The following is a 22,300-nucleotide window of genomic DNA, read 5'->3' as shown; positions in this document are numbered from 1 at the left end:
GCATTGCCCTAAACCGGATTTACCTGACCCGCAATCCAAATCACTAAATCAAAAATTGTCTATGTTCTGCATAGATAAGGGGTTTCTTATGCTTAAAAAAAATGTATTCCACCATATGACGATTCCTTCAGGCTTAGCTTTGGCTATTTTATCTGCAACAACTGTGACGCATGCGGAAGAACAGGGCTGGTCGGTTTCTGGTTTTGTGCGAGGCAATTATCAATATAAAGAATATGCTGAAAGCGAAAAGAGTAAAGCGCAGATCAGTGATATCCGGCTCAATCTGAATTACAAGAAAGATCAAGTGGACGGCAAGATTACAGCACGCTGTGTCCAATTTAATGAAATGTGTGATTTGATGACATTGTCAGATGCTTATCTGGGTTATCAACTGGATGAGCAGCAGAAAATCACCGTGGGCTTGCAACCGATTCCATTCGGGATTGGAACCTATTGGGATAGCAGCTTCTATGAAAGTATGATGTATACCATTGGCATGCAGGATACCCATAATATTGGGATTCGCTATGATCTGAGTCAGGATCAGCAGTCTTGGAGCTTTGGCTATTTTCCAAAGGATGGCGGTAACTATAAAGGGGATAGTAAGGATGCATCACGTTATAGTGCCAATTTTATTGAAGGCGTATCAGACAATGCCACCCAGATTGATGAAAAGAATATGCTAATGATGCGTTATGCATATCAGGGTCAGAAGGATACGGCTGGATATACGCTGGGTTCATCCGTTTGGTATTCATTCTTGGACAATAAAAATAACAACAAGACCGGCAGTCGCATGAATGCCAACGTGTTTGGCCAGTGGGCGACACCAACTTATGACACAACCTTAACTTTTGGTTATCAGGATATCGACAACAAACAAGCTGGAGTGAACTATTCAACCTTTGGTTCTTTTGATACGGAATATCATGTAGCGAATAAAGCCTACTATTATGTTGCTGATATAGACTATAAAACTTCGTGGAATTATAAGGATTGGAAAGGATTTAAACCATATCTCGTATTCAGTGGTTTGATGAAACAGGATGGACAGCCAAACTCCTACCGTAATATTGCTGGTCTACAGGCAGATTACAAAAACATTACTATCAATGCAGAGTATATTTTGGCGAAAAATGATGCCTTTGTTGGTGGTAATACCAATTCCTTTGCTAATTCGACTGACAATGATTGGAAAAAGCTACTTTATATTACCTTTGCATATAAGTTCTAATTGTTTTAGCTCCCCCAAGATGGATCATGTAAATCACGTTGAAGTCGACTCTCTAATGTAAAGAGTCGACTTCAAATTAATGATTTTTTCATTTCTTACCAATAGTTTCTGGCTTTGTTAGACACAAATCTAACACCATGATTTTATTTAATTTATTTTTTAATAAAGACTGGGGTAAATCCTTAAGAATCAGCAGATTGAAGATTCTCTTATACAACGAAGCCATAAAGAAACATCAGCTTATTGGGCTACAGCCTATTCAATAAACTCGCTGGGCTACAGCAAAATGAAGTGGTTTAGAATAAACGATTAGGCTCTGTCCTGGTGCCTATTCAACAGCAGCATCAAGAGTTAAAAACACAAAATAAACGTTTTTGGGCGAAGCAAAGTGAAGAGTTACCACTTTCCAAGACATCTCTAAGTCCAATCTAGAGAATGATTAATTGCGTGGTTTTAAAATAGATAAACAGCTTGTCGGCTAATACCAAATGCTTTTTCCAGAGCAACTTTGGAGGAGTACTTCCCTGCTTTCAAGATTTGACATAAAGCCTTAGCTATTATGGATTACAGATTTCGAATACTGCTTTTAAGATTTTTCTATGTAAAATAAACAAAATCATAATGACAAAAAAATAAATTTAACAGAGTAAGAAAAGTATCTAAAAATCATTATGTATGAGACTGGTTACAATTATAGACAAAGAGAGAATTATAAATAAAAAGCATAAAAAAACACCTTCGTTAGGTCGATAGATCTTTTTAAGGTATTCTAAATTAAGTGCATTTTTTGATTTAGTCATGAGAATTAAATTAATTTAAAAATCTTCCCACTAATAAGACTTTGAAAAAGTATTTCAAAACTTGGACGAATATTTTCACCATCCACTGTAATATATCTTAAACTTGAATAAGATTGCATATCAGAAAAACTTTTATCAAATGTAGCTTGGATAAAATATTCAGTACCAAATTGGTCTTTTACAGTCACTTGTCTTTTTAACATTACAACACCTTTAATAATAATCAATTTAAAATCAAAATTTTATCTAAACAACTTTATGATTTAACTTAAATAGTTGATTTAAAGAGGCATAAAATGTACGTCCATCTAAATTCAAGTCAACCTCGATTCCAGATTCAAGAAGAACTCTCTTACCTACTTCAATTTCTTTAACACCTTGACGTGTATTTTGCATTTTATTTAAGGGAATTAAAGATACGATAATTTCAGTACCGTTTTTAGACTTTGCAATTAATTCATTAACTTTTAACAATTTGTATCCTATTTTTTATACTTTTTTTTTCCAATATTGGAAATAACTTCAAAACTAAATTTTGAGGTTAAAAAAAGCACTGATTCGTGCTTTTTTACTACTTATTGCTACTTATACAGCAATAATATTTACAGCATTCGGGCCTTTTGACCTTGAGTTATACTGAATTCAACGTGTTGACCTTCAAATAAGGTTTTAAAACCTGAACTTGCGATTTCACTGAAATGGGCAAAAACATCTGGCCCTGATTCTTGTTGGATGAAACCAAAACCTTTAGTTTCGTTGAACCACTTTACAGTACCTTTAACAACATTTGAGTTAGACATAATAAATCCTACTGATTTTTAATAATTTTTAGTCATTTTATTGACTGAATATAACTTTGAAAATGATAAAGAATGGAACTTAAAATCTGAAAAACGAAGGATTATGACTAAAACTACGATACTTAAGAGAGATTTACTGGAACAAGACTTTTTTCTAGTTAATTTAAATATACAGCAAAAATAGAAATAATCAAGCTTTCTTATATATATATTTATTTTGTTTATAAATAAATTGATAATTTTTAAAAAAATTCAGTTATTTCAATGGCGTTATTGCTGAAAGATTTAAAAACAAAGATTTCACCTAATCTATTCCAACATGATGTTTGCACGATTAGCGATAATATTCAGGCTGATATTTCTTACATATCTATTCACCTTCACCTAAAAATTTCAATTTTGCGCAGCAGCGCTTCTCGTATCGATGAGCAGATCTCGTTCAGCACTATTTTTTGATTGCGTATCACAATATCAAGATGCTCTGGTCTTTTACAGATGAGAGAGTAAGCTGGTACTGTGGAATGAAAGGTAAGCTGGTGCTGTGGAATGAAAGGTAGGCTGTTGTCATATTATATGGTGGTATAGTGGGCGACCACCCCAGTAATTTGTTTTCATGTCAGAATTTTATAAATACAGATACACTCAAATAAGTGTATTTGGTTCATTACCAACACATAAAGTGTTTATCAGTGATATCCCTAATAAAGCAAAGCTGGTATTTGCCGATAATACTTTATGCACGGCTCAATTTCTGATTGGGTATTACGTAATTCAGATCTTGATACACGAGTATCCACATGGTTAGAAGAGCCAGCGGCTTTTTTAGAAGATGAGAAAAGAAGATTGAGCCTTTATAGGGCTTCTCATCATTTGTTTAAGACTGAGCCTAGTATGAGGTAAGATTTAAGTCATCTAATTGCCTCTGAAACTGACTATTTGCTAATAAGGGTTTGCATTACTAGTTGTGAAAGCGTATAAAGCTAACTCGTTGATGCGGGATGGAGCAGTCTGGTAGCTCGTCGGGCTCATAACCCGAAGGTCGTTGGTTCAAATCCAGCTCCCGCTACCAATGAAAGAATTTAAAGTTTATAGCCTAGTCTTACCAAGATTAGGCTTTTTTATGACACTGCTTGAATAGCCACCACTCTCCCAGACAAAATAATAGACCTTGCGGAGCATGGCTTCTCGCCCACCTGAAGAGAACGTAACGTTAACAATTGCTAAACGCCTTAGTCCAGAATTTAAAAGCAAGCAATTTATTATGCACTTGCAAACTCACATGAATCATTAGCAGCGACTGCTATAAGGTATTAGCTATTCAATACGGACAAGTTTGTGCAACAAATCCCTTCTCAACTAAAGAATAAAGACCGATCACTCATTAATGTATTTGACTATAGTTGCTTGCCCAATCCAGGACTCATTAGCTAAACAATTTTTATCAAAAGATAAAAATAAAAATTATAAAAAGCAGAAGTAGATTTTATGTTGGTTATTTAAGTCAATCCCAGTCAATTTTCCATTATAGAGCTTATGCAATGTTGTTTTATTAATGCCCGTCCGGTAATCCTCCCATAAATAACCGAAGTTAAAAGTAGAGGTTAAGCAGCCCTTAGAGGTGGCCTTCCTTTGTTAGCTTGGTGTGGTCTTTCATGATTGTAATGCCTGAGCAGCAGCGCTGCGCAAGAATCAGTTGCATAATCCTGAACTCCTTCTACGTATCAAACAAATGTTTGCTCAGCCAACTATAACGTATAGTCCGATTATATCGTTCAATATATGCATTCTGCTGTGGCTTACCCGGTTGAATATATTCAATATGAATACCTTGTTCAGTTAGCCAGCGCACAAATTCGTGACTGATAAACTCGGGGGCCATTATCGCATCGGATCACTAACGGTTTTTCTCTCCACTCCAGCAATTGATTCAACGTACGAATAACCCTGATTGTGGGCAATGAGAACCCTGCTTCAATGGCTAGGCCTTCGCGGTGGTAATCATCAATCACATTCAATAATCGAAACTTGCGACCATCGGAAAGCTGATCATGCATAAAATCTAATGACCAAACCTGATTTTCTCGGATTGGTTCTTTCAATGGTTCAGGCGCATGCCGTTTTAGTCTTCTTCTCGGTTTAATACGCAGATTCAGTGCCAACTCACAGTAAATGCGGTAAACCCGCTTGTGATTCCAGCAGTGACTCTCAACATGCCGTAAATACGAGAAGCACAGACCAAAGCCCCAATCGGAATTTTCCTCAGTGAGTTCAATGAGCTGTTCAGCAATTAATGCATTGTCATCGCTGAGTTTGGCTTGATAGCGGTAGCAGGTTTCACTAATGCCAAATGCTTTACAAGTCAAACGAATACTAATGGCATGCTGGGCAACTGCCTGTTGTGCCATCTTACGCCGGCAAGATGGCTTCACCCTTGCGCAGCAGTGCTGCTCATTGCCATCGCTTTCTGGATGATTTCAGCCTTTAATCGCTCTTCCGCATACATCTTTTTAAGTCTGGTATTTTCGGCTTCTAGCTCTTTAAGTCTTGCCATTAATGATGTATCCATACCACCTGAGCAGCACTGCTGCGCAAGGCACGCTATTTATAAAACGTGGCATTACTCATGCCGTGTTCACGGCAAAGAGCGGCAACAGGTGTGCCAGATTCCGCCTGCTTCAAGATAGACATGATCTGACTGTCAGTAAATTTAGATGTTTTCATGCAGAATCTCCTGCTCGTATCTTAAGAGAAAATTCTACTTTACATCCTATTATTTCTAGGGAGGATTCCCCATCTGATGGAATCAGGGAAAAACGCGAATAGGCTATTTTTTAAACATTTTTTTGGCGAAAGATGTCAGAATTGAGCACAAAAAGCCGACTTGTTTCCAAATCAACTTTTTGAGTTTGCGCCACCTATTTTCTTACATAGTAACATATTGATAAATAAAACTATTTTTTATAAATTTCGAATAATGCCCATTATATTAAATGGGGTCATTAATACATTGGCCACGGGTTTTGAATGAAGCGACCTGGAGTATTATAGTTTAAGGTTCTTGCATAATTTCCAGCAGCCGTGGCGTTCTCCGGAATATTTTTTACTACTATGCTTCCTGCACCAATAGAAGCCCCTCTACCAATTTTTACATCTTCAACAATACAGACATTGGGACCTATATAAACATAATCTGCGATCTCAGCTGCCTTGCCTAGATTGGAACCAATAGTGACATATTGAGATAAGTTTACATTGTTCCCAATCGTTGCTGTTGGATTCACGATCAAAGGCCCACCATGGCCTATATATAAGCCATATCCAATCTTCGTTTTATGGCTGACATCTAAGCCATACCTTCTTTTCTTATAAAAATAAATAGGATAAGCAAATTTACGAATAATACCTTTACTACTAGCAAGTCGGAGCCAAAATGAAAAAATAAACCCTCTCTGAGACAGATAATTGATTAAAAAGGATTTAAAGCTACAATTTCCCGCATAGCGGTAAAGATCACTTTTGATATATTTAATAGTCATAATAAAATCTAGAAATTATTTTGGCGAAAATATACCCCGATAAATTATGTTTTTTTAAAGTTTATGAGTTTTGTTTCAAATAAAAACATTTCTTTCTCAAACATTAACATTCTAATAAAATGTTAATTTTTAATATTTTTATTATTAATCAACAAGTTAAAATTTTAATTAAGTGGGAATTTATATGTTCATTTATCTTTCCATCCTTATCTATATGAATTTGAAATAATTATAGTTACTTACAAGCAATACTTATTGTCACTTAATAGCAATAAAATGAAGCTATAAACTTACATCAAGATTTTTAACGGTTTATTTTTAGTTTTTAAAAGTTAAATCTCTTCTAATTAATTTTTTTATTTTTTGTCAATTTATTGTTTTTAAAAGGTTATTGGTAATGGAATCACTTATAAAAATTACATTCTTATTCTCTTCTACGACATGTTCTTTATATGCATGTTCTCAAAATATTTCTTTAGATGAAAGAGGTATTAATTCACATTTTGACCAGGTAAATGTGACTCAGCCTATCTCTAATTATAATTATGAATATGAAAATTATGCTAATGGTAGTAGTTCTAAAAAAGTTGAAGGACATTTAGGAGATAACAAATTTTATTTCTATTACTGATTTCATGTATGTAAAGAAATTTCGATCTGTAGATCTTATAAATTGCCTCCTACTGTATTCAGAGTCAAAAATGAGAGTTATAAGTTCTCATTTTTACTATCCACAAGCTCTGTTGTTTTTTGATCGATTTACTTTTGTCACATAATTCAATGGAGAAGCAAAGTAGATTCATAGTCATGTAGACCTTGATAGATGAGTCTTACTCCAGCTTTTTACGGTTGAGTTTTTAGCGGCTTGTTAGGTCTCTTCTACGCATATTTTCTAGTCGGAGAGCGTGATGACCTAGTAATCTTCCCTCTCAAACTTATAAATTTCTCTTCATAATCATTATCATTGTTAAATTTATGAACAACGACTAATCATTTGGCATCTTCTATTAAAAAGTATAGTCGTTGTTATGAGAAATTTTGCATCGTCCAAACATACTTAAAGATGTGTGTAAAAAGTTTAAGAGAAAATACCCCTTATCCTTTAACAACAGAATAGAATTACTTAAGATTTCTACAAAATCCGTCGCTATTTAGTTTTTTCGACATAATGAAATAGATAAGAAATATTTTCTCAATAAAAAAACGAAAATCTTTACTTAAATTAATAGCATTTTATATATTTATCTAAAAAATCTGCTCAAATATTACACTTTTTTTATGCCTTTAACCTATCTTATCAATGCCAATTCAATAAAAATCTTAAGGTTTATAAGATGAAAGCTAACAATATGATGAAAATAATTAACTGTATGGCAGTAAGTGGCATATTAAGTCTTACAGCATGCCAAGCTATGGCAATGGATCGTGAATCTACGCAGGAAGGAAAATCATCTTAAGTTACCGCATGCGAATAATGAGATTTTAACTGATAATAGAATTATTAAAGTATTAAGCACGACCAATCATGGTGAGATTAAGCAGGCAAAAACTGCATTGCCAAAGCTAAAAGCGGATGATACCCGTAAGTACGCTCAAATGATGATTAATGAACACTCATCAAATGAGACAAAGGTTCAAGAGCTGGCGAGTCGTCTGCAATTAACTCCACAAGTTAGTCATACCAGTACGTCACTGCAAAAAAATAGTGATAAGATCGTTAGTAAGCTTACGAAATCATCTAATACGACAATTGATAAAGACTATATGATGAGTCAAGTTAAAGAACATCGTAAAGTTCTTATGCTTATCGATAAGCAATTGATACCCAACACTAATAATTCAGATTTAAAAAGTATGCTTGCACAAACTCGCACCACGGTTGCCAAGCATTTACAAACAGCTAAACAAATACTTATCAAGATAAATGAAAAGTAAGTAGCCACTGATTTTGTAGATATTTTTTTGGCAAACAACACAATAATTTATTTTTAAATCAATATTTTATGATTTTTATAAAAGCCCATTCACACATGATTGGGCCTTTTATGTGAATTTTTGTGTTCCACGTTTTTTAAATTTATGCACCTAAATTCTTACGATACTGAATGAAGCCTGTATTGTCGGCCAACTGATCATATAAGATTCTTGCTGGATAGTTGGTTTCATGAGTTAGCCAATAAACTCTTGAGCAGTTCTGTTTTTTCGCTTCTGTATAGGCTTTGTTGCATAAACATTTTAAAGCCGAATTTCCCCCAAGCCATTCAAATTTAACAGACAACTTGGTTATGAGCTCGGCCTAATTCCGTAAATTTATTTAATACTGCCACATGGGCATGAATCTCATTCACCTGACTAAGAAAGTTCCTTGCCGTTAATTTATCGCCTAATAATTTAATGCAATGCATCTTGGCTTCCAACAAACTTCGACGATGATACCCAGACCACTTTTTCCAAATTGTTCTTCCTAGGCATTTAACCGTTTTCAACTATTCATTTCTTTCTAAAGAGCTCAGCTTTTTGTCTTTCCAAGGCTTCGCATTTTTTCTTGGCGGAATCACCGCATATGCCTCTCGATCTGAAATGACTTTTCTGCAGTGTTTCGTGTCATAAGCCCCATCTGTATAGACACAATCAATCTGCTCATCAAGTGGAATTTGATCAAGTAAATCCTCGAGTACTTGTGAATTACTGACATTGTTTGTCGAGCTGGTCTGTATTTGCAGCGTTTCAGCATCTATATCAATGTGAAGTCTACGCTATTGGCGACGATATTCGGGCTGATGTTTCTTACGTTTCCATTCACCTTCACCTAAAAACTTCAAGCCAGTAGAGTCAACGAGCAGCTGGAGACCATCACGACTTTGTTGATAGCGCATTGCAATATCAATATGCTTTTGTCTTCTGCAAATGGTCGAATAATCTGGTGCTATCCAATTTAATCCACAGAGTTTAATAAGGCTCTGGACAAAGCCAGTGACCATGCGTAAAGAGAGCCGAAATAGAGATTTGATCATGAGGCAGTATTGAATAGCAGCATCTGAATAGGTTTGATTTCTACCATGTTTGACTTTTGATTGTGCATACCATTGAGTAGTCGGATCAAACCAGATCGAGAGATTTCCACAGTTTATCAAAGCTCGGTTGTAAAAGACCAATTGGTTGTACGATAGATTTTAGGAGTGGGATTATTCATTCCGCAATTATATTGATGCAGAAGCATTCAATGGTAGGTTTGTGCAACAAAGCCCCCCACAGCTAAAAAAATTTTTATCAAAAATAAAAATTATAAAAACAGAAGTAGATTTTATGTTGGTTATTATTGTTGAATTTATATGAATTTTAAAGTGACCAACTTGTGCTTACCCCACCCTACCTTAAATTACACCACACAAAATAAAAATCCTATATAACTGTTATATATAGGGTTTATTAAAATACAAATTATGTTATTTAGTGTATTTTATGTCGGTGACTCTTGCCAAGATTGGGGTATCTAGATAAAAGATATGGTTCCCTTATAAATTACTGTTGCTGATCCGCCTTAATTTCTAACAGCAGGATTGCAAAGTTTAAATCTCTTGTCAGAGCTTTCGATAAACATTTATAGTCCATACCAAGTAAATACCAACAAGCTGTATTTGATTCACCGAAATCCGAGGCTTTAATCCAAACAGGAGAAGCTGATTGCGCACTATCCACTACAAATATATCGCGATAATTGTCCTGCTTATCCTCGTCGCAGATTTTGCAGTTTTTCGCTGGTGGCAAGGTCCTCTGGTGGCAAGCTATCGTATTAGCGCAATGCCGCTGGTACAAACAGTAGTAGCCACAGGACGCGTTTCAACGGTCGCACGTACCCAGGTGGGGAGTGAAATCACAGGCGTGGTACTTGAGCGGCGTGTACAGGAAGGTGATCGGGTTGCACAAGGAGACCTACTCTTGGTGCTGAAATCGGATGAAATCGCGGCTCAAGTCCGACAGGCTGAGACTGCACTGGCCGAGTTGGCTAGCAACCGTCGTCCTCAGGCCGCAGTGGACTTGGCCAATGCCAAAGCACAACTGGAACAGGCCAGCCGGGAAGCAAACCGCAGACGCGATCTCACTGAACCCGGCATCGTCTCGGCTGAAATGCGGAACAAGCAGAAAAGCCGAACGCCTAGCGCGGAATAACTTCGAGTCAGCACGCTTAAAAGCGACTGCACTGGCACCTGGCAATGTGGAGGAGAGATTGCTACGTGAACGTCTGGCAGCATTGCAGGCCCAACTGGCAAAACCCAAATTCGTGCCGAAACGGCCGGTACCATCCTAACTCGCCATGTCGAACCGGGTGATGTGGTTCAGCCTGGCAAGACACTGCTGACCATCGCTTTAGCAGGGGATACGGAAATTCGTGTACCGCTCGATGAACGCAATTTACCGCAGCTTGCCTTACAGCAGCCAGCGAGCGTCATCGCGGATGCCTATCCCGATCAGCCTTTTCCCGCACGGATCAATTTTATTGCACCAAGCATTGATCCGCAGCGTGGAACCGTGGAAGTTCGTCTAGCGGTGAATCCCGTCCCTGAATTTTTACGTCAGGATATGACCGTTTCAGTGAATATTGAAACAGCCAAACGCGAACGGGCACTGGTTATCCCGAATGATGCATTAACAGATGTGCAAGGTACCCGGGCAACTGTGCTGTTAGTCCGTCAGGGCAAAATACAGCGTCAGCGCATCACCTTGGGTTTACGCGGTCTGGCGATGTCAGAAGTGATTGCGGGCTTAAAATCTGGTGATGAGGTTCTATCCACCCCAACCACCTCACTTGCAGAAGGTACCCGTGTACGGGTCAAACCAGAAAAAATACCCGTTGCAGCGCGTGCCGATGCAGATAGCAAAAATGAACTACCGGTGAAATTCGATTGAAAAAACTACTCGGACGACTCTGGATTGAATGGACCATCGCCGTCAGTTTCTTACGCGAGGGACGCGCACAGTCGATCATGATCACGGTGGGCGTTGCCGTGGGGGTGGCGGTCATTGTGTTTGTTTCGGCACTGATGCAAGGGTTGCAATCGAATATTATCCAGCGCACCTTGGGCACTCAAGCACATATTCGTGTACTGTCACCCGATGATGTCAATCACATTGCCCTACCCCGTCCCGGAACCTTGCAACTGTTGCTGGAAGACAAACGTGCGCAGCGCCTGCGTTCAATCAACAACTGGCAACAAGTGACAGCCACTCGATCAGCTGCCGGTACTCACCGCGGTCTCTCCCGTGGTCTCGGGTCCAGCCTTTGCCCAGCGCGGTGATGCTCTGGAATCCGTCGCGCTGGTGGGCATCGATGTAGAACGTTATCAAAGAATTATCCCGCTCAAAAACTATCTGATCAGTGGCCAGCTGCGGGTAGGTGCGGACAACGTGCTAATTGGCAGCCAGCTGGCGGATGACTTAGGTGTGCAGGTTGGTAGCAAACTACGCTTGGATACTGGCCAGCAAAACAGTGCAGTGGTGAATATTGCCGGGATTTTTGAACTCGGTGTGCGTGAACTGGACGCACGTTATGTTTATCTGGACCTGAAACAGGCACAATCCCTGCTCAGTCTTCCGGGCGGGGTCACGGTCATCGACCTGACGGTTGCCGATATTTTCCAGGCTGATGAAATTGCGGCACAAGTCGGACGTTTAACTTCGCTGCAAGCTGAAAGCTGGATCAAAACCAATGCCCAGCTCATGAATGCCATTTCGGCACAAAGCCTGTCGACCAGCATGATTATCGTCTTCGTGGCCATTTCTGTGGCCTTTGGGATTGCCAGTGTCTTATCGGTGAGCGTGGTACAGCGAACCCGGGAAATTGGCATTTTGCGTGCGACAGGTGCAACCCGACAGCAAATCTTGCGCATTTTTCTGTTTCAAGGTGCCATGTTTGGCCTGCTCGGCTCAGTGGTGGGCAGCGCAGCTAGTTATGCCCTGGTCTGGGTCTTTAATCACTTCGGCCCGGGTTTATTTTATATTCCCGTGTCGAGCAAACTGGTGCTGTTAGCATTGCTACTGGCAACGCTCACCGGTGTCTTAGCTGCCGCTGTACCGGCTCGCGCGGCAGCACTCGATCCTGTGGAGGCGATTCGTCATGTCTGATCCTGTCCATGAAGTTCTGCGCTTGGAGGCGCTGCGCAAGTCTTACAATATTGGTCAGCCCAATGAGGTAGAGGTCTTGCATGGCCTTGATTTATGTATCGATCGCAGTGATTTTGCTGCCCTGATTGGCCCTTCCGGCTCGGGTAAAAGTACCTTATTGAATATTCTGGGTTTACTGGATCGGCCGAGCAGTGGTGAGCTTTATCTGTTAGGCCAGGCCACCAGCCAAATGGATGATGCTGGGCGTACAGGCTACGCGGACACAGCATTGGTTTTGTTTTTCAGTTTCATCATCTGATCCAGGCCTTTACAGCACTCAATAATGTGCTGATGCCATTGATGCTGACACATGGCAAACCTGATCGAGCTGCCTTGGACAAAGCTCGTGCTTTGTTGGCCGCCGTGGGCTAGAAAAGTTTGCGGATCGCAAACCGAATGAACTCTCTGGCGGTCAGCAACAGCGCGTCGCGATTGCCCGAGCGCTGATCACCGATCCGGCCTTATTGCTGGCCGATGAACCTACTGGAAATCTGGATACTCAAACCGCAGCAGAAGTGTTTGAACTGTTCCGTAAAGTCCATGAAGAACGTGGCTGTGCCGTACTCTTAGTAACCCATGATCCACGCCTGTCTGCCACCTCAGATCGCACCATCCATCTGGTGGATGGTCGTATCCAGAGCGATACACTGAATAATGCAATCGCTACACTGGATCAATATGGGTGATCACATCAATCACGCGGTGTTGCTGCATCACCCGGTTTCTTGCATTCACTGAAATATCATGGCCTTGGCGCACATTGAGTGTACCATCGACCTCAATATGAGCATCCACGATGATCATATCACCCATTTTACGGGTACGGATGTTATGCACGCCAAGAATACCCTCTGTCGCCAGGAATGTCTGTTCAATGGCCTGGATTTCATGCTCCGCTGCGGCACGATCCATCAGATCACTTAAGGCTTCCCAGCCAAATTCCCAGCCCATTTTGATAATCATCAAACCAACAATTAACGCCGCGATCGGATCCAGAATCGGATAACCCAACAGGTTGCCGCCAATCCCGACCATGACCACCAGCGAGGAAGCCGCATCTGAGCGTGCATGCCAGGCATTGGCCACCAGCATGCTGGATTTGACTTTCTTGGCCACTTTTAGCATATAGCGGAACAGGAATTCCTTGCCGACCAAAGCCAACATCGCGATATATAAGGCAACCGCTTGTACCTTAGGAATTTGTTCAGGGTTCAGAATTTTTTCCGTGGCCACCACCAGCATGCCCACGCCAACCCCAAGCAACAGTAATCCCAGAATAAAAGACGCGGCATTTTCGAAGCGGTAATGACCAAAGGGATGATCCTCATCGGCATCTTTTTGACTGTGATGATTGGCAAACAGTACGATGAAGTCGGCGATCAAATCACTTAAGGTATGGATACCATCGGCAATCAAACCTTGCGATTTGGCAAAAATCCCCACCACAATCTGGAAGATCGACAAAAACAGGTTCACAAAAACACTGACCCAGGTGGTTTTGCTGGCAGCTCGGGCACGTTCTTCGGGACTAATTAAATCATCTTCATGCGTATCGTCATCGAAATGCTGTACAGACATGGCTGCTCCAGTCGCTAGTAAACTTTTAGGAATCGGGGAGATTAACCACCATGGATCGAGATTTCTCTAACCAGTGGATAAATTCTTCCCAGCCATTTGCTCACGTCTTCCAGATTAGAAATAAAAGCGGTGATTCAAATAGCAAGCGTCCTATTTTTATCAGGATTAAATTTAATTTTATGATACAGGGTTGCACTTAATGCCGGCTTAAAATTTTTTAGTTCTATTTGGACGTGATGATTATGCAATTCAAAAATCAGGTTACCCAGCATAATAAACGTCATAAGCAATTTTAAAAGTCCCCGTGTGCAGGGCGGTCAAAGTGGCTAGATCCTGATAACCACCAGCCAGTACAAACATCAGCGGAATTTGATGCTGCTTGGCCAATCGAAAGACCAGTTCATCACGCTGGCGGATATATTCCGAGCTGAACCAAGACGAACCGCAGGGATCATCCTGATGACAGTCCATGCCGGCCTGATAGACAATTAAATCGGCTTGCCAAGCCATCGCGCGGTCAAACGCTTCAATAATGGCGTCACGATATTGTGCAAAATTACCATGCTGTTTATGGATCTGGCGTGTCAGTGCACGCTCATAACTGCGGCAACCTAAGGTCAAGGCGAAAATGCTGAAATTAAACAGATTATTCAATCTCAGGGTAAATTCTGCCGTCCCATCGCCACCATGCTGGTCACAATCCAACACGAAGATTTTTTTCTGCGGAAACTGCTGGGCAATCAGGGCGAGTCCATTAAAGGTACAAAAGGCAACCCCGCATTGATATTGCGCATGATGAAAGCCTTGGGCGATATTCGCAGAAATCCGGTGTTGCCAGGCCAGCTCCGCCGCTTGAATCTGCCCGGCATTGATCCGGTAAATGGCATCTCTTAATTGCGTATTCCACTGTTTAAAACCCTGAAACGTAGCTAATTTTCTCGGTGTTCCAGTATCAAAGGCCTCGACATAGGCGGGATCGTGCAATTGTTTGAGCAAATCCAAATCAATCGGCTCTGGCTCATGAAACTGAAAACCACCAGAGGCCTCTAGGGCCTTGGCCACAGCGGTTAATTTTTCCATGCTGTTGGTATGCGTTGTTGCATAATAATGCGGAGAATAACAGACCTGTAACATGGGTTTAGTTCCGAATTTGCGCTGAGGCGATGTCGGCAAGTTGTTGCAGCATTGTTGATTCCGGGCTAAATAAGCCATTGTCGATTTGCTGCTGGAAATGTGTGCTAAAGGTACGTGCACGATTTTCTGGAGAAACCGCGAGTGTGGTTAAACGTAAATACCAGAATCCGGGAATTTCACTATAGGGAATCACAAAACCAGGTAAATGCTGATTTTCGATTTTATTTTGAATGGCCGCTGCATCGTACTGCACAGAAAATAATGAGCCTGCAGGCACACAAACCCCATTCATCAACACCGGCTTTAAACTGATACAGGAATGGTCATCACCCATATTCAGCTTTTCCAGCAATAACGGCTGATAATGCTGATCAACAATAATATTTACCTGACCTTTTCTTAAAATGCGTCCATGTGCAATTTTTAAGAAAAAATTCTCGGCCATTGGGCAGGAACCGACTTTGGGTTTTTCAGCCAAGGTCGGCAATTCAACCAAGTGGGTTAGCAAAGGTGTTTTCGGCAGAATAATATCTGCGAGCATTTGGATAAATAAACGGCTTTCTTCTTTTTCAGCCTGTTGTGCCAATTGCCGCAGTTGGTTTTGGAACTCGATTTCCCGGATTAACGCCGAGTTCCAATCAGCCTGATTATGCTGTACCAGCACCGCTACCTCAGGGTTCTGGTCTAGATTGTGCCAATCTTGAATCGGGGTCTGCTTGAGCAGGGTTTTCAGCACTTGTCCTTCGGTCTGTTTAAACAGTTTTAAATCATGCAATTCACTCGCTATCCGAGGCAGATTAATAAAGTCCGCCAGTACCCGAGTCGCTTGCGTAAAACCACAACCCCGTCGTTCAGTTTGATGCGAAAAATGCTCATTCAGCATTTCAGTCAGTTTTTCACAGAGCGGATATTGATGTTGTTGAAAGAGTTGAACGATTTCGTGGTCTAAGCTTTGCATCGGTACAGGTGTAATTTTTGTAAGGTGTTCTATATTAAACATATTTAAGCTGATATTTAAAATAATATTTGTTTTGTCACACTCAAATTTTGCTCTTTATTTTAAACAGCTCACCTTCAACTAATATTACCGCCACATAAACAAGACTTATTTAGATCTCAATTTAAATCCTCTGCCTGAGTCAATTTAAGCTCATTGAGTCCACGACAAATATCATGGATGCTAAAGCATTTTCTTTACAATGATGGACACCCCTATAATCCTCTGGATTAATCGGGTTATTCCCAAGCTATGTATAGAAAATGATACCCGTTAAAAATAAAAAACAGGTATATCAATACCTGTTTTCAAACAAAAATAAAGTTCCAATCGTTTAATTGGTTGTCATCGCCACTTTCTGCTGATCCTGACGCTGTTGCTTTAATAAGGCAGATGCTGCGATCTCAAGAGGTTGCTGTGCATTTTCTTCATCTGCTTTCATCGCCGCTTGAGCATGCTGGGTACGGTTTGCCGTAAACAGGTCACCCCAAGTCATGTTTGACTCTACTTTGAATGGTGCCATGTTATTTTTTGATAGCGTTTTATGCCAGTGATAAGTCAGCACCGAGTCTGCTGGCATGATGACTTTGCTGAGCAGGTTGAGCATAAACAGGTCATTCTTCTCACCTTGTAATGCCATCGGCAACTCAGTTAAACGCAAGTGCCCATATTTCTCATTCTGATGTTGTACGAGGGAATACAAATCTTTTTGTTGAGGGGCTTGGCCGGTGGTCATATATTCATAATAGGCCAAAACAGGCGCTTGTTTAAACGCCTGATCAAGGGTCGCCATATATTGTTCGTGTGCTGCACCTTTTAGCTGCTCAATTTTACGATCCATCGTACGGCTTGCAGAACGGCTATAAGAAAATAATGCATAGTCTTTTTCGGCAGCCGCTGAATCGTAGCCAGCGTTCACGATGTAATCACGTGCTTTCAATAATTCATTGAAATCAAACTGCACACCTTTCAATTCTGGAGCAAGATCGAGGTGTTCTAGTTTTAAGACTGCATACTCACCCTTGATCACCGCCTTGTTGGCAATCGCTTCATTCAAAATCAAAACGGGTTTTGATGCTGGTTCTGCCACTGGCGCTGCCTGGGTTTGCTGCAAATGCAAAAATTACAGCCAAACTAAGTGCAGAAATTTTCTTTGAATTTAGTTTCATTTTATACCTTAAAAAATAAAATATTTTTTGGCTATCGAGGTGAGGGGCTGTCGATATAGAATTATTATATTGTTTATTTTTTATTGTAAAAGATTTTATTCTGAAGAGATTTCTAATTTCTTGTTCTTAAATAAAATATAGTATATCGATAAAACCTATTTATTCACAGCAGGGTGGAGCTGAGTTTAAAATGTAATAATTTTTGATGTATAAATGTGACATATTTAACAAAATTAATCGAAAATTTGCTGATAAAATTACCTGTGATATGAATTATAAAATAGGTTAAATTTCACATGAAATTATAATAATAGACATCAGAAATATTAAAACCATGCAGACCGATCAATTTCATCAAAAGCAGATTATAAAGTTTTATTAAATAATAATTTATTGTATCAACTGAATAAGGCATCTCTAAGTATCGCAAGGCCCTGCTTTACACTCGCCTGAAGGCCCTCATCCAAACAGGCTTCGGAGAGGTTAACTGGTACAGCGCGGAATAGCATTACGATACTCATGCCGATGTCCCCTGCCCGCAACCATCTTTGGCTTTCAACTCACGTAACAAACCCGTTTTTAGACGCAAAGAAGCTGAGCATTTTGCCATCGGGTCTGCATATATTCGCTATAGACCGAAATTTTTTCATAGAGATGTTCGGCATAAAACATATCCTCGACCAACTGACAGCCCTGCTCCAAGCTATAGAGACCAATTGCATGCAGAATCTCGGCATTGTATCGAGAGAATGCCGTACACAACGCAGTGTGATACGCGTCTTTCTGTTTAAACAGCAATTGTCTGAGTTCAATCTGCTCCAGATCAATTCTAATGTCATCCGTGCATGACAATACGAGCAACGTCACCTTAAAAAATGCTTCGAGCTGGTTTTTAATGATTGATCCAGCGGTAGATCCGTCATTAACACAATGCAGGACACTTCGGCATGACATAAAGCTTGCAGAAGCGCTGCATAAATAAAATCAGACTCACTTCGCGTATCAAGAGCGAACTGCAAGAAGAATCCCAAGTCACGGAGTGCTTCATGATGAGTAAGCTGCGGTGTTCGGTCTTTCAGACGATCAAGATTTAAAAATTTCACTCCGGAAGATGCCTGGCAGGTCTGATAAATAACCGGTTTATTCAGGTTGGCCAAAATAAACGGTGCAAATACAGAAGCCCAAGCCGTATTTTTCTCCGTTTGGGGTTGAATCATATAGTGAACCGTAGATGCCGCAGAATGACGCAGTACTTTGGCACGAAGCAGCTTGGCTTCGAGATGAGGATCATCCTGCTGCAGTTGATCGCTTAGACCGCCAGAAAGATTGTGCCCGACTATCAGCTGACTCAGCGTATTCAACTGTGAGGTTACAAACATGCTTTCACCGTTTTACCTATTTCTTACTCAAGATTTTTAAGCTACGACTTCTCATTTTTGATTGGAAGCACAGCTTTTCATCGATCCATCAAATGGATGAAGGCAAGATCTTAAGTTGCGGACGAAGAAAACAGTAGTTACAAAAATGCAGAAAACGCTATAACAGAGGCCTAAGAAAACTGTCATCCGTAGGTATCAGCATTTAGATTGCTGGGTTTACTGTCAGGATAATTTGAAAATGAACCGTATTAGCTGCTGAACGCCGGACAACACCCTATTTTCGCAATCTTGGGATCGCTCTCCTCTCTGATGAACTCAGCATCTGTAACAGGCCTGTGATTATGTATAAATCAGAACAATTGGCATTAAGCCTGAAGCATTTGATTGAAAGTGCCACTTGGCAACCTCATCAGAAACTCCCTTCATTGCGCCAGCAGGTTGAACAGTCAGGTTTTAGCCTAATGACCGTGCTGAATGCCTATCAGGAACTCGAAGCGCAGGGTTTAATCTATTCCAGAGAAAATCAGGCTATTTTGTGGCCGATCATTGTGCGGATTTACCAAAAAACAGTGTGGTCCGTAACGATAAAATCGCCATTAATTCAGTGGTTTTTCAATACCTGAAATCGGTTCAAGCGGAAGGTGTACTGCCACTGGGAAGTGCCTTTCCTGACAGCCAGCTGCTTTATTCAGCGAAATTAATGCAGACCTTGGGACAACGCGCCAAACAGCGACGCAGCTATGAACAAATGCCAAGTTTGCCGCCGGGTCACTATGAATTACGCAAGCTCATCGCCCAACGTTACTGCATGCAAGGGATTCCAACCGATCCATCCGATATTGTCATCACTTCAGGTGGCCTCGATGCACTCAACCTGTCCTTGCAGGCAGTCACGCAAGCAGGAGACTACATTTTATTGCAGGAAACGGTCTTTATGGTGCCTGGCAGACCGCGGAACGCTTGGGCTTAACCGTAATCACTATCCCCGAACATCCCGTGCATGGGCTTGATTTGATCGCTCTGCAACAAGCTCCTCAATGATTATCCGATTAAAGTCTGCCTGCTGATGCTGAACAGCCATAATCCGATTGGTTTCACTGTTAGCGATGCAATTAAAATTCAGCTTGCAGAAATCCTCCATCGACATGAAGTTTATTTGATTGAAGATGATGTTTACGAGGAGCTGTATTATGGCCAGAAAAAACCTCTGGCTCTGAAGTCTCTGGATGAAAAGAATTTAGTGCTACACTGTTCATCCTTCTCGAAAACCTTGGGCGCAGGCTTCCGGGTCGGCTGGGTGTATGCAGGCAAGTTTTCCGAGCATATTCAGCATTTACAGTTAATGAGTACCCTTTCCGTCAACCCGCTGATCCAAAGTGCGCTCGTCGAATATCTGTCACACCGGCATTATGAAAAACATTTAAAATCCGTGCGTAAGGCGTTAAAACGACTAAAAAAACAATATTATGACTATCTTAATGAGCGCTTAGTACAGCACTGCCAAGTGATGAATTATCCTTCTGGCTATTTTTTATGGATCGAACTTCCGGCACATCTCGACAGTAATTTACTTTATCAAAAGCTGCTCAATCACAAGATCAGCGTGGCACCCGGCAGTTTATTTAATGCCACGCAGCAGAATAAGAATGCCATTCGCATCAACTGTTCTTTCGAGTTCACGCCCGGCATAACGCAGGCCTTAGATATCTTGATTGCCCATATTCAAGAGTAAAAACAGATAGACTATAACAGATGGACACTCAATCCGAATCTGTTATAGTTTATCTCTGCAATTTTGTATCTAGGCATACCGTCATCAGCTTCAGATAATCGAGTCATCTGATAAGCATGAAGAGATGTCGTGATGCAGAATGAACAACCCCCTAAAAAACCACAGAAATATGCCGACAGTTCCATTTCCGACAAAGCCTTTAAGCGCATGATTGTATGGTTTGCTCTTTACTGTGGCCTTTTTATTGTTGGGGTCATGCTGGCGATTAATGCGGATCGGATTTCTTTGGGATAATCCACCATGTTGCTTCTGAATCAATCGGGTAGCCTGTTCCCTCAAGGCTCAAAAGCCTGACAAACGCTGTTCGATGCGTGCCTGACGCTTGCAGCGTTCTGAACAATAACGGACCTCGTCCCAACAGCGCTGCCATTTTTTGCGCCAAAGAAAAGGCCGTTGACAATAGGCACAGGTTTTTTCTGGTAAATGCTGTTTTTTCATGCTGTGATCAATCCCTTGAATAAACTCTCAAGAACGGGCAAACCCAAAGATATTTTACCAAACGTCTCCTGACCTGTTTTGGATTCAATCAAGAATGTGTTCAGCGTTTTATGGTTTATAAGGCTACATGAAAAGCATCTGTACAATCCATTTTTTCATCCAACCTCTTGTCAGCGATGGCTTACACAAGCTTGAGGCATTTTCGCCTATTTCTCTATAAAGCTCTGCAGTATTCTGAACTCATAAAGGGACAGGATGTTCCACATACACAAAATAATCATAATAATTACAGCAAAAAAGGGAAATTCAGTCCGGTCAGCGCTTATACCAAACTGAAAAACAAAGAAGCCTCAACAGTGTTGAGGCTTCTTTGTTTGATCAAGCTACGATCGTCTGATCAGTGTCAATCGCTTGATGTATTGAACTTTTATATAGCGTAGAACGATTAGTAAAAGCTTTTAAAACGTGTGTCATCGGCAATAAAGTCTTTTTCACCCGCCGCTGCTTCGACCGAACCAAACACCAATTGTGCACGTAATTTCCAGTAGACAGGGATGCCAAATCGTTCTGCGACCTGTTCATCGACAATCGGGTTGTAATGCTGTAGAGAAGCCCCTAAACCTTGTTCCGATAGCGCCATCCAAACTGCAAACTGGGCAATCGCCGTAGAGTGTTCTGACCAGATTGGGAAATTGTCCGCATATGCAGCAAATTGTTCCTGTAGGCCTTTCACCACATTTTGATCTTCAAAGAACAGAACTGTCGCAAAGCCGGCAGCAAAGCTGTCAATTTTATCGCTCGTAGCATGGAAATTCTCAGCGGGTACGATCTGACGCAACTTTTCCTTCACCATATCCCAGAAATCCTGATGGGCTTGACCAAACAGGTTCACGACCCGCGAAGACTGTGAGTTAAATGCTGATGGACTTAAGCGAACCGCCTCACGGATGGTTTGATCCAATGCTTGTGGCTGCTGAGTCACATTTTTACCAATACGGTAAATGGTACGGCGCTGTGCTAACTGCTCTAGAAAAGTCGCTGATTGTGCTTGGTCTGGGGTTTGTTTGGAACTAAAAATTTGAGCTAAGAATGACATGGGTCTGCTCCTGTGGCTATTCTGTGTCGTGAGGTTCTCACTGAGTATGTCGCTATCTTAGTCGTTATCCCTGATGTAACCTATCCTCTATCTTTAGACACAGCGTTGCATTTTTAGAACCATTGCAACACACTACAGCATAGATTTCGCTCTCTCATCCCGCATTCAGTCTATCGACAAACAGC

13 protein-coding genes, 1 tRNA gene and 11 pseudogenes are annotated in these 22,300 nt (G+C 40.9%); 9 read left to right on the top strand and 16 right to left on the bottom strand.

Annotation, left to right across the window (positions count from 1 at the left end; translation table 11 throughout):
- The first annotated feature begins 88 nt into the window (after positions 1–88).
- Both PGW99_RS00225 and PGW99_RS00220 read left to right on the top strand, forming a co-directional pair.
- On the top strand, positions 89–1,234 hold the full coding sequence (locus PGW99_RS00225) for a porin (RefSeq protein WP_273777958.1): 1,146 nt from the start codon (positions 89–91) through the stop codon (positions 1,232–1,234).
- A gap of 243 nt (positions 1,235–1,477) precedes the next feature.
- Positions 1,478–1,666, top strand: a pseudogene (locus tag PGW99_RS00220) (ISNCY family transposase); the annotation flags it as partial.
- A 21-nt stretch (positions 1,667–1,687) separates the two neighbouring features.
- Here the strand turns inward: PGW99_RS00220 and PGW99_RS12350 are convergent.
- The 4 genes and pseudogenes from PGW99_RS12350 to PGW99_RS00205 form a co-directional block, all read right to left on the bottom strand.
- Positions 1,688–1,789: pseudogene (locus tag PGW99_RS12350) on the bottom strand (DNA-binding protein); the annotation flags it as partial.
- A 250-nt stretch (positions 1,790–2,039) separates the two neighbouring features.
- A complete protein-coding gene (locus tag PGW99_RS00215) occupies positions 2,040–2,237 on the bottom strand; it encodes a hypothetical protein (protein WP_273778057.1) in 198 nt (65 codons plus the stop codon).
- Between the two features lie 43 nt (positions 2,238–2,280).
- Positions 2,281–2,508 (bottom strand): hypothetical protein, encoded by a 228-nt coding sequence (locus PGW99_RS00210; RefSeq protein WP_004835542.1) that lies wholly within the window; start codon positions 2,506–2,508, stop codon positions 2,281–2,283.
- A 111-nt stretch (positions 2,509–2,619) separates the two neighbouring features.
- Positions 2,620–2,834, bottom strand: a pseudogene (locus PGW99_RS00205) (cold-shock protein).
- Positions 2,835–3,826: 992 nt separating this feature from the next.
- On the opposite strand from PGW99_RS00205, the gene PGW99_RS00200 reads away from it, so the two are divergent.
- A tRNA-Met gene (locus tag PGW99_RS00200) sits at positions 3,827–3,903 on the top strand.
- Positions 3,904–4,435: 532 nt separating this feature from the next.
- On the opposite strand, the pseudogene PGW99_RS00195 reads toward PGW99_RS00200, so the two are convergent.
- Together PGW99_RS00195 and PGW99_RS00190 are read right to left on the bottom strand one after the other, a co-directional pair.
- Positions 4,436–5,555, bottom strand: a pseudogene (locus PGW99_RS00195) (IS3 family transposase).
- 278 nt (positions 5,556–5,833) lie between these two features.
- Positions 5,834–6,370, bottom strand: coding sequence for a serine O-acetyltransferase (locus tag PGW99_RS00190; protein WP_273778053.1), 537 nt, complete (start codon positions 6,368–6,370; stop codon positions 5,834–5,836).
- A gap of 1,334 nt (positions 6,371–7,704) precedes the next feature.
- Between PGW99_RS00190 and PGW99_RS00185 the strand changes: the two are divergent.
- Positions 7,705–8,305, top strand: a pseudogene (locus tag PGW99_RS00185) (DUF4142 domain-containing protein).
- Positions 8,306–8,447: 142 nt separating this feature from the next.
- Here the strand turns inward: PGW99_RS00185 and PGW99_RS00180 are convergent.
- Both PGW99_RS00180 and PGW99_RS00175 read right to left on the bottom strand, forming a co-directional pair.
- Positions 8,448–8,567: pseudogene (locus PGW99_RS00180) on the bottom strand (GNAT family N-acetyltransferase); the annotation flags it as partial.
- A 70-nt stretch (positions 8,568–8,637) separates the two neighbouring features.
- Positions 8,638–9,563 (bottom strand): annotated as a pseudogene (locus tag PGW99_RS00175) (IS5 family transposase).
- A gap of 491 nt (positions 9,564–10,054) precedes the next feature.
- Here PGW99_RS00175 and PGW99_RS00170 point away from each other — a divergent pair.
- From PGW99_RS00170 to PGW99_RS00160, 3 pseudogenes are all read left to right on the top strand, one after another.
- Positions 10,055–11,278 (top strand): annotated as a pseudogene (locus PGW99_RS00170) (efflux RND transporter periplasmic adaptor subunit).
- Positions 11,275–12,493 (top strand): annotated as a pseudogene (locus PGW99_RS00165) (ABC transporter permease). The pseudogenes PGW99_RS00170 and PGW99_RS00165 overlap by 4 nt, the downstream one beginning before the upstream one ends.
- Positions 12,486–13,218, top strand: a pseudogene (locus tag PGW99_RS00160) (ABC transporter ATP-binding protein). Before PGW99_RS00165 ends, PGW99_RS00160 begins: the two co-directional pseudogenes overlap by 8 nt.
- Here PGW99_RS00160 and PGW99_RS00155 read toward each other — a convergent pair.
- From PGW99_RS00155 to PGW99_RS00130, 6 genes are all read right to left on the bottom strand, one after another.
- A complete protein-coding gene (locus tag PGW99_RS00155) occupies positions 13,196–14,110 on the bottom strand; it encodes a cation diffusion facilitator family transporter (protein WP_273777949.1) in 915 nt (304 codons plus the stop codon). The pseudogene PGW99_RS00160 and the gene PGW99_RS00155 sit on opposite strands and share 23 nt — an antisense overlap.
- 261 nt (positions 14,111–14,371) lie before the next feature.
- A complete protein-coding gene (locus tag PGW99_RS00150; RefSeq protein WP_273777948.1) occupies positions 14,372–15,244 on the bottom strand; it encodes a histone deacetylase in 873 nt (290 codons plus the stop codon).
- 4 nt (positions 15,245–15,248) lie between these two features.
- Positions 15,249–16,202: a hypothetical protein gene (locus PGW99_RS00145; protein ID WP_273779510.1), complete on the bottom strand. Its 954-nt coding sequence runs from the start codon at positions 16,200–16,202 to the stop codon at positions 15,249–15,251.
- A gap of 373 nt (positions 16,203–16,575) precedes the next feature.
- The gene (locus tag PGW99_RS00140; RefSeq protein WP_273778051.1) at positions 16,576–17,361 is read right to left on the bottom strand and encodes a hypothetical protein; all 786 of its coding nucleotides are present in this window, start codon (positions 17,359–17,361) and stop codon (positions 16,576–16,578) included.
- A gap of 628 nt (positions 17,362–17,989) precedes the next feature.
- Complete coding sequence (locus PGW99_RS00135) at positions 17,990–18,277, bottom strand: hypothetical protein (RefSeq protein WP_273778050.1); 288 nt, start codon at positions 18,275–18,277, stop codon at positions 17,990–17,992.
- Positions 18,274–18,789 (bottom strand): hypothetical protein, encoded by a 516-nt coding sequence (locus PGW99_RS00130; protein WP_273778048.1) that lies wholly within the window; start codon positions 18,787–18,789, stop codon positions 18,274–18,276. The genes PGW99_RS00135 and PGW99_RS00130 overlap by 4 nt, the downstream gene beginning before the upstream one ends.
- A gap of 341 nt (positions 18,790–19,130) precedes the next feature.
- On the opposite strand from PGW99_RS00130, the pseudogene PGW99_RS00125 reads away from it, so the two are divergent.
- Together PGW99_RS00125 and PGW99_RS00120 are read left to right on the top strand one after the other, a co-directional pair.
- A pseudogene (locus tag PGW99_RS00125) lies at positions 19,131–20,521 on the top strand (aminotransferase-like domain-containing protein).
- A 132-nt stretch (positions 20,522–20,653) separates the two neighbouring features.
- A complete protein-coding gene (locus tag PGW99_RS00120; RefSeq protein WP_273777943.1) occupies positions 20,654–20,815 on the top strand; it encodes a hypothetical protein in 162 nt (53 codons plus the stop codon).
- Between the two features lie 48 nt (positions 20,816–20,863).
- On the opposite strand, the gene PGW99_RS00115 is transcribed toward PGW99_RS00120, so the two are convergent.
- On the bottom strand, positions 20,864–21,019 hold the full coding sequence (locus PGW99_RS00115) for a DUF2256 domain-containing protein (protein ID WP_273777942.1): 156 nt from the start codon (positions 21,017–21,019) through the stop codon (positions 20,864–20,866).
- 445 nt (positions 21,020–21,464) lie between these two features.
- Complete coding sequence (locus PGW99_RS00110; protein ID WP_273777941.1) at positions 21,465–22,115, bottom strand: nitroreductase family protein; 651 nt, start codon at positions 22,113–22,115, stop codon at positions 21,465–21,467.
- Positions 22,116–22,300: the final 185 nt, after the last annotated feature.

Source organism: Acinetobacter sp. GSS19, from assembly GCF_028621895.1.
GTDB lineage: Bacteria > Pseudomonadota > Gammaproteobacteria > Pseudomonadales > Moraxellaceae > Acinetobacter.
This window is presented reverse-complemented; position numbering and strand designations above follow the sequence as displayed.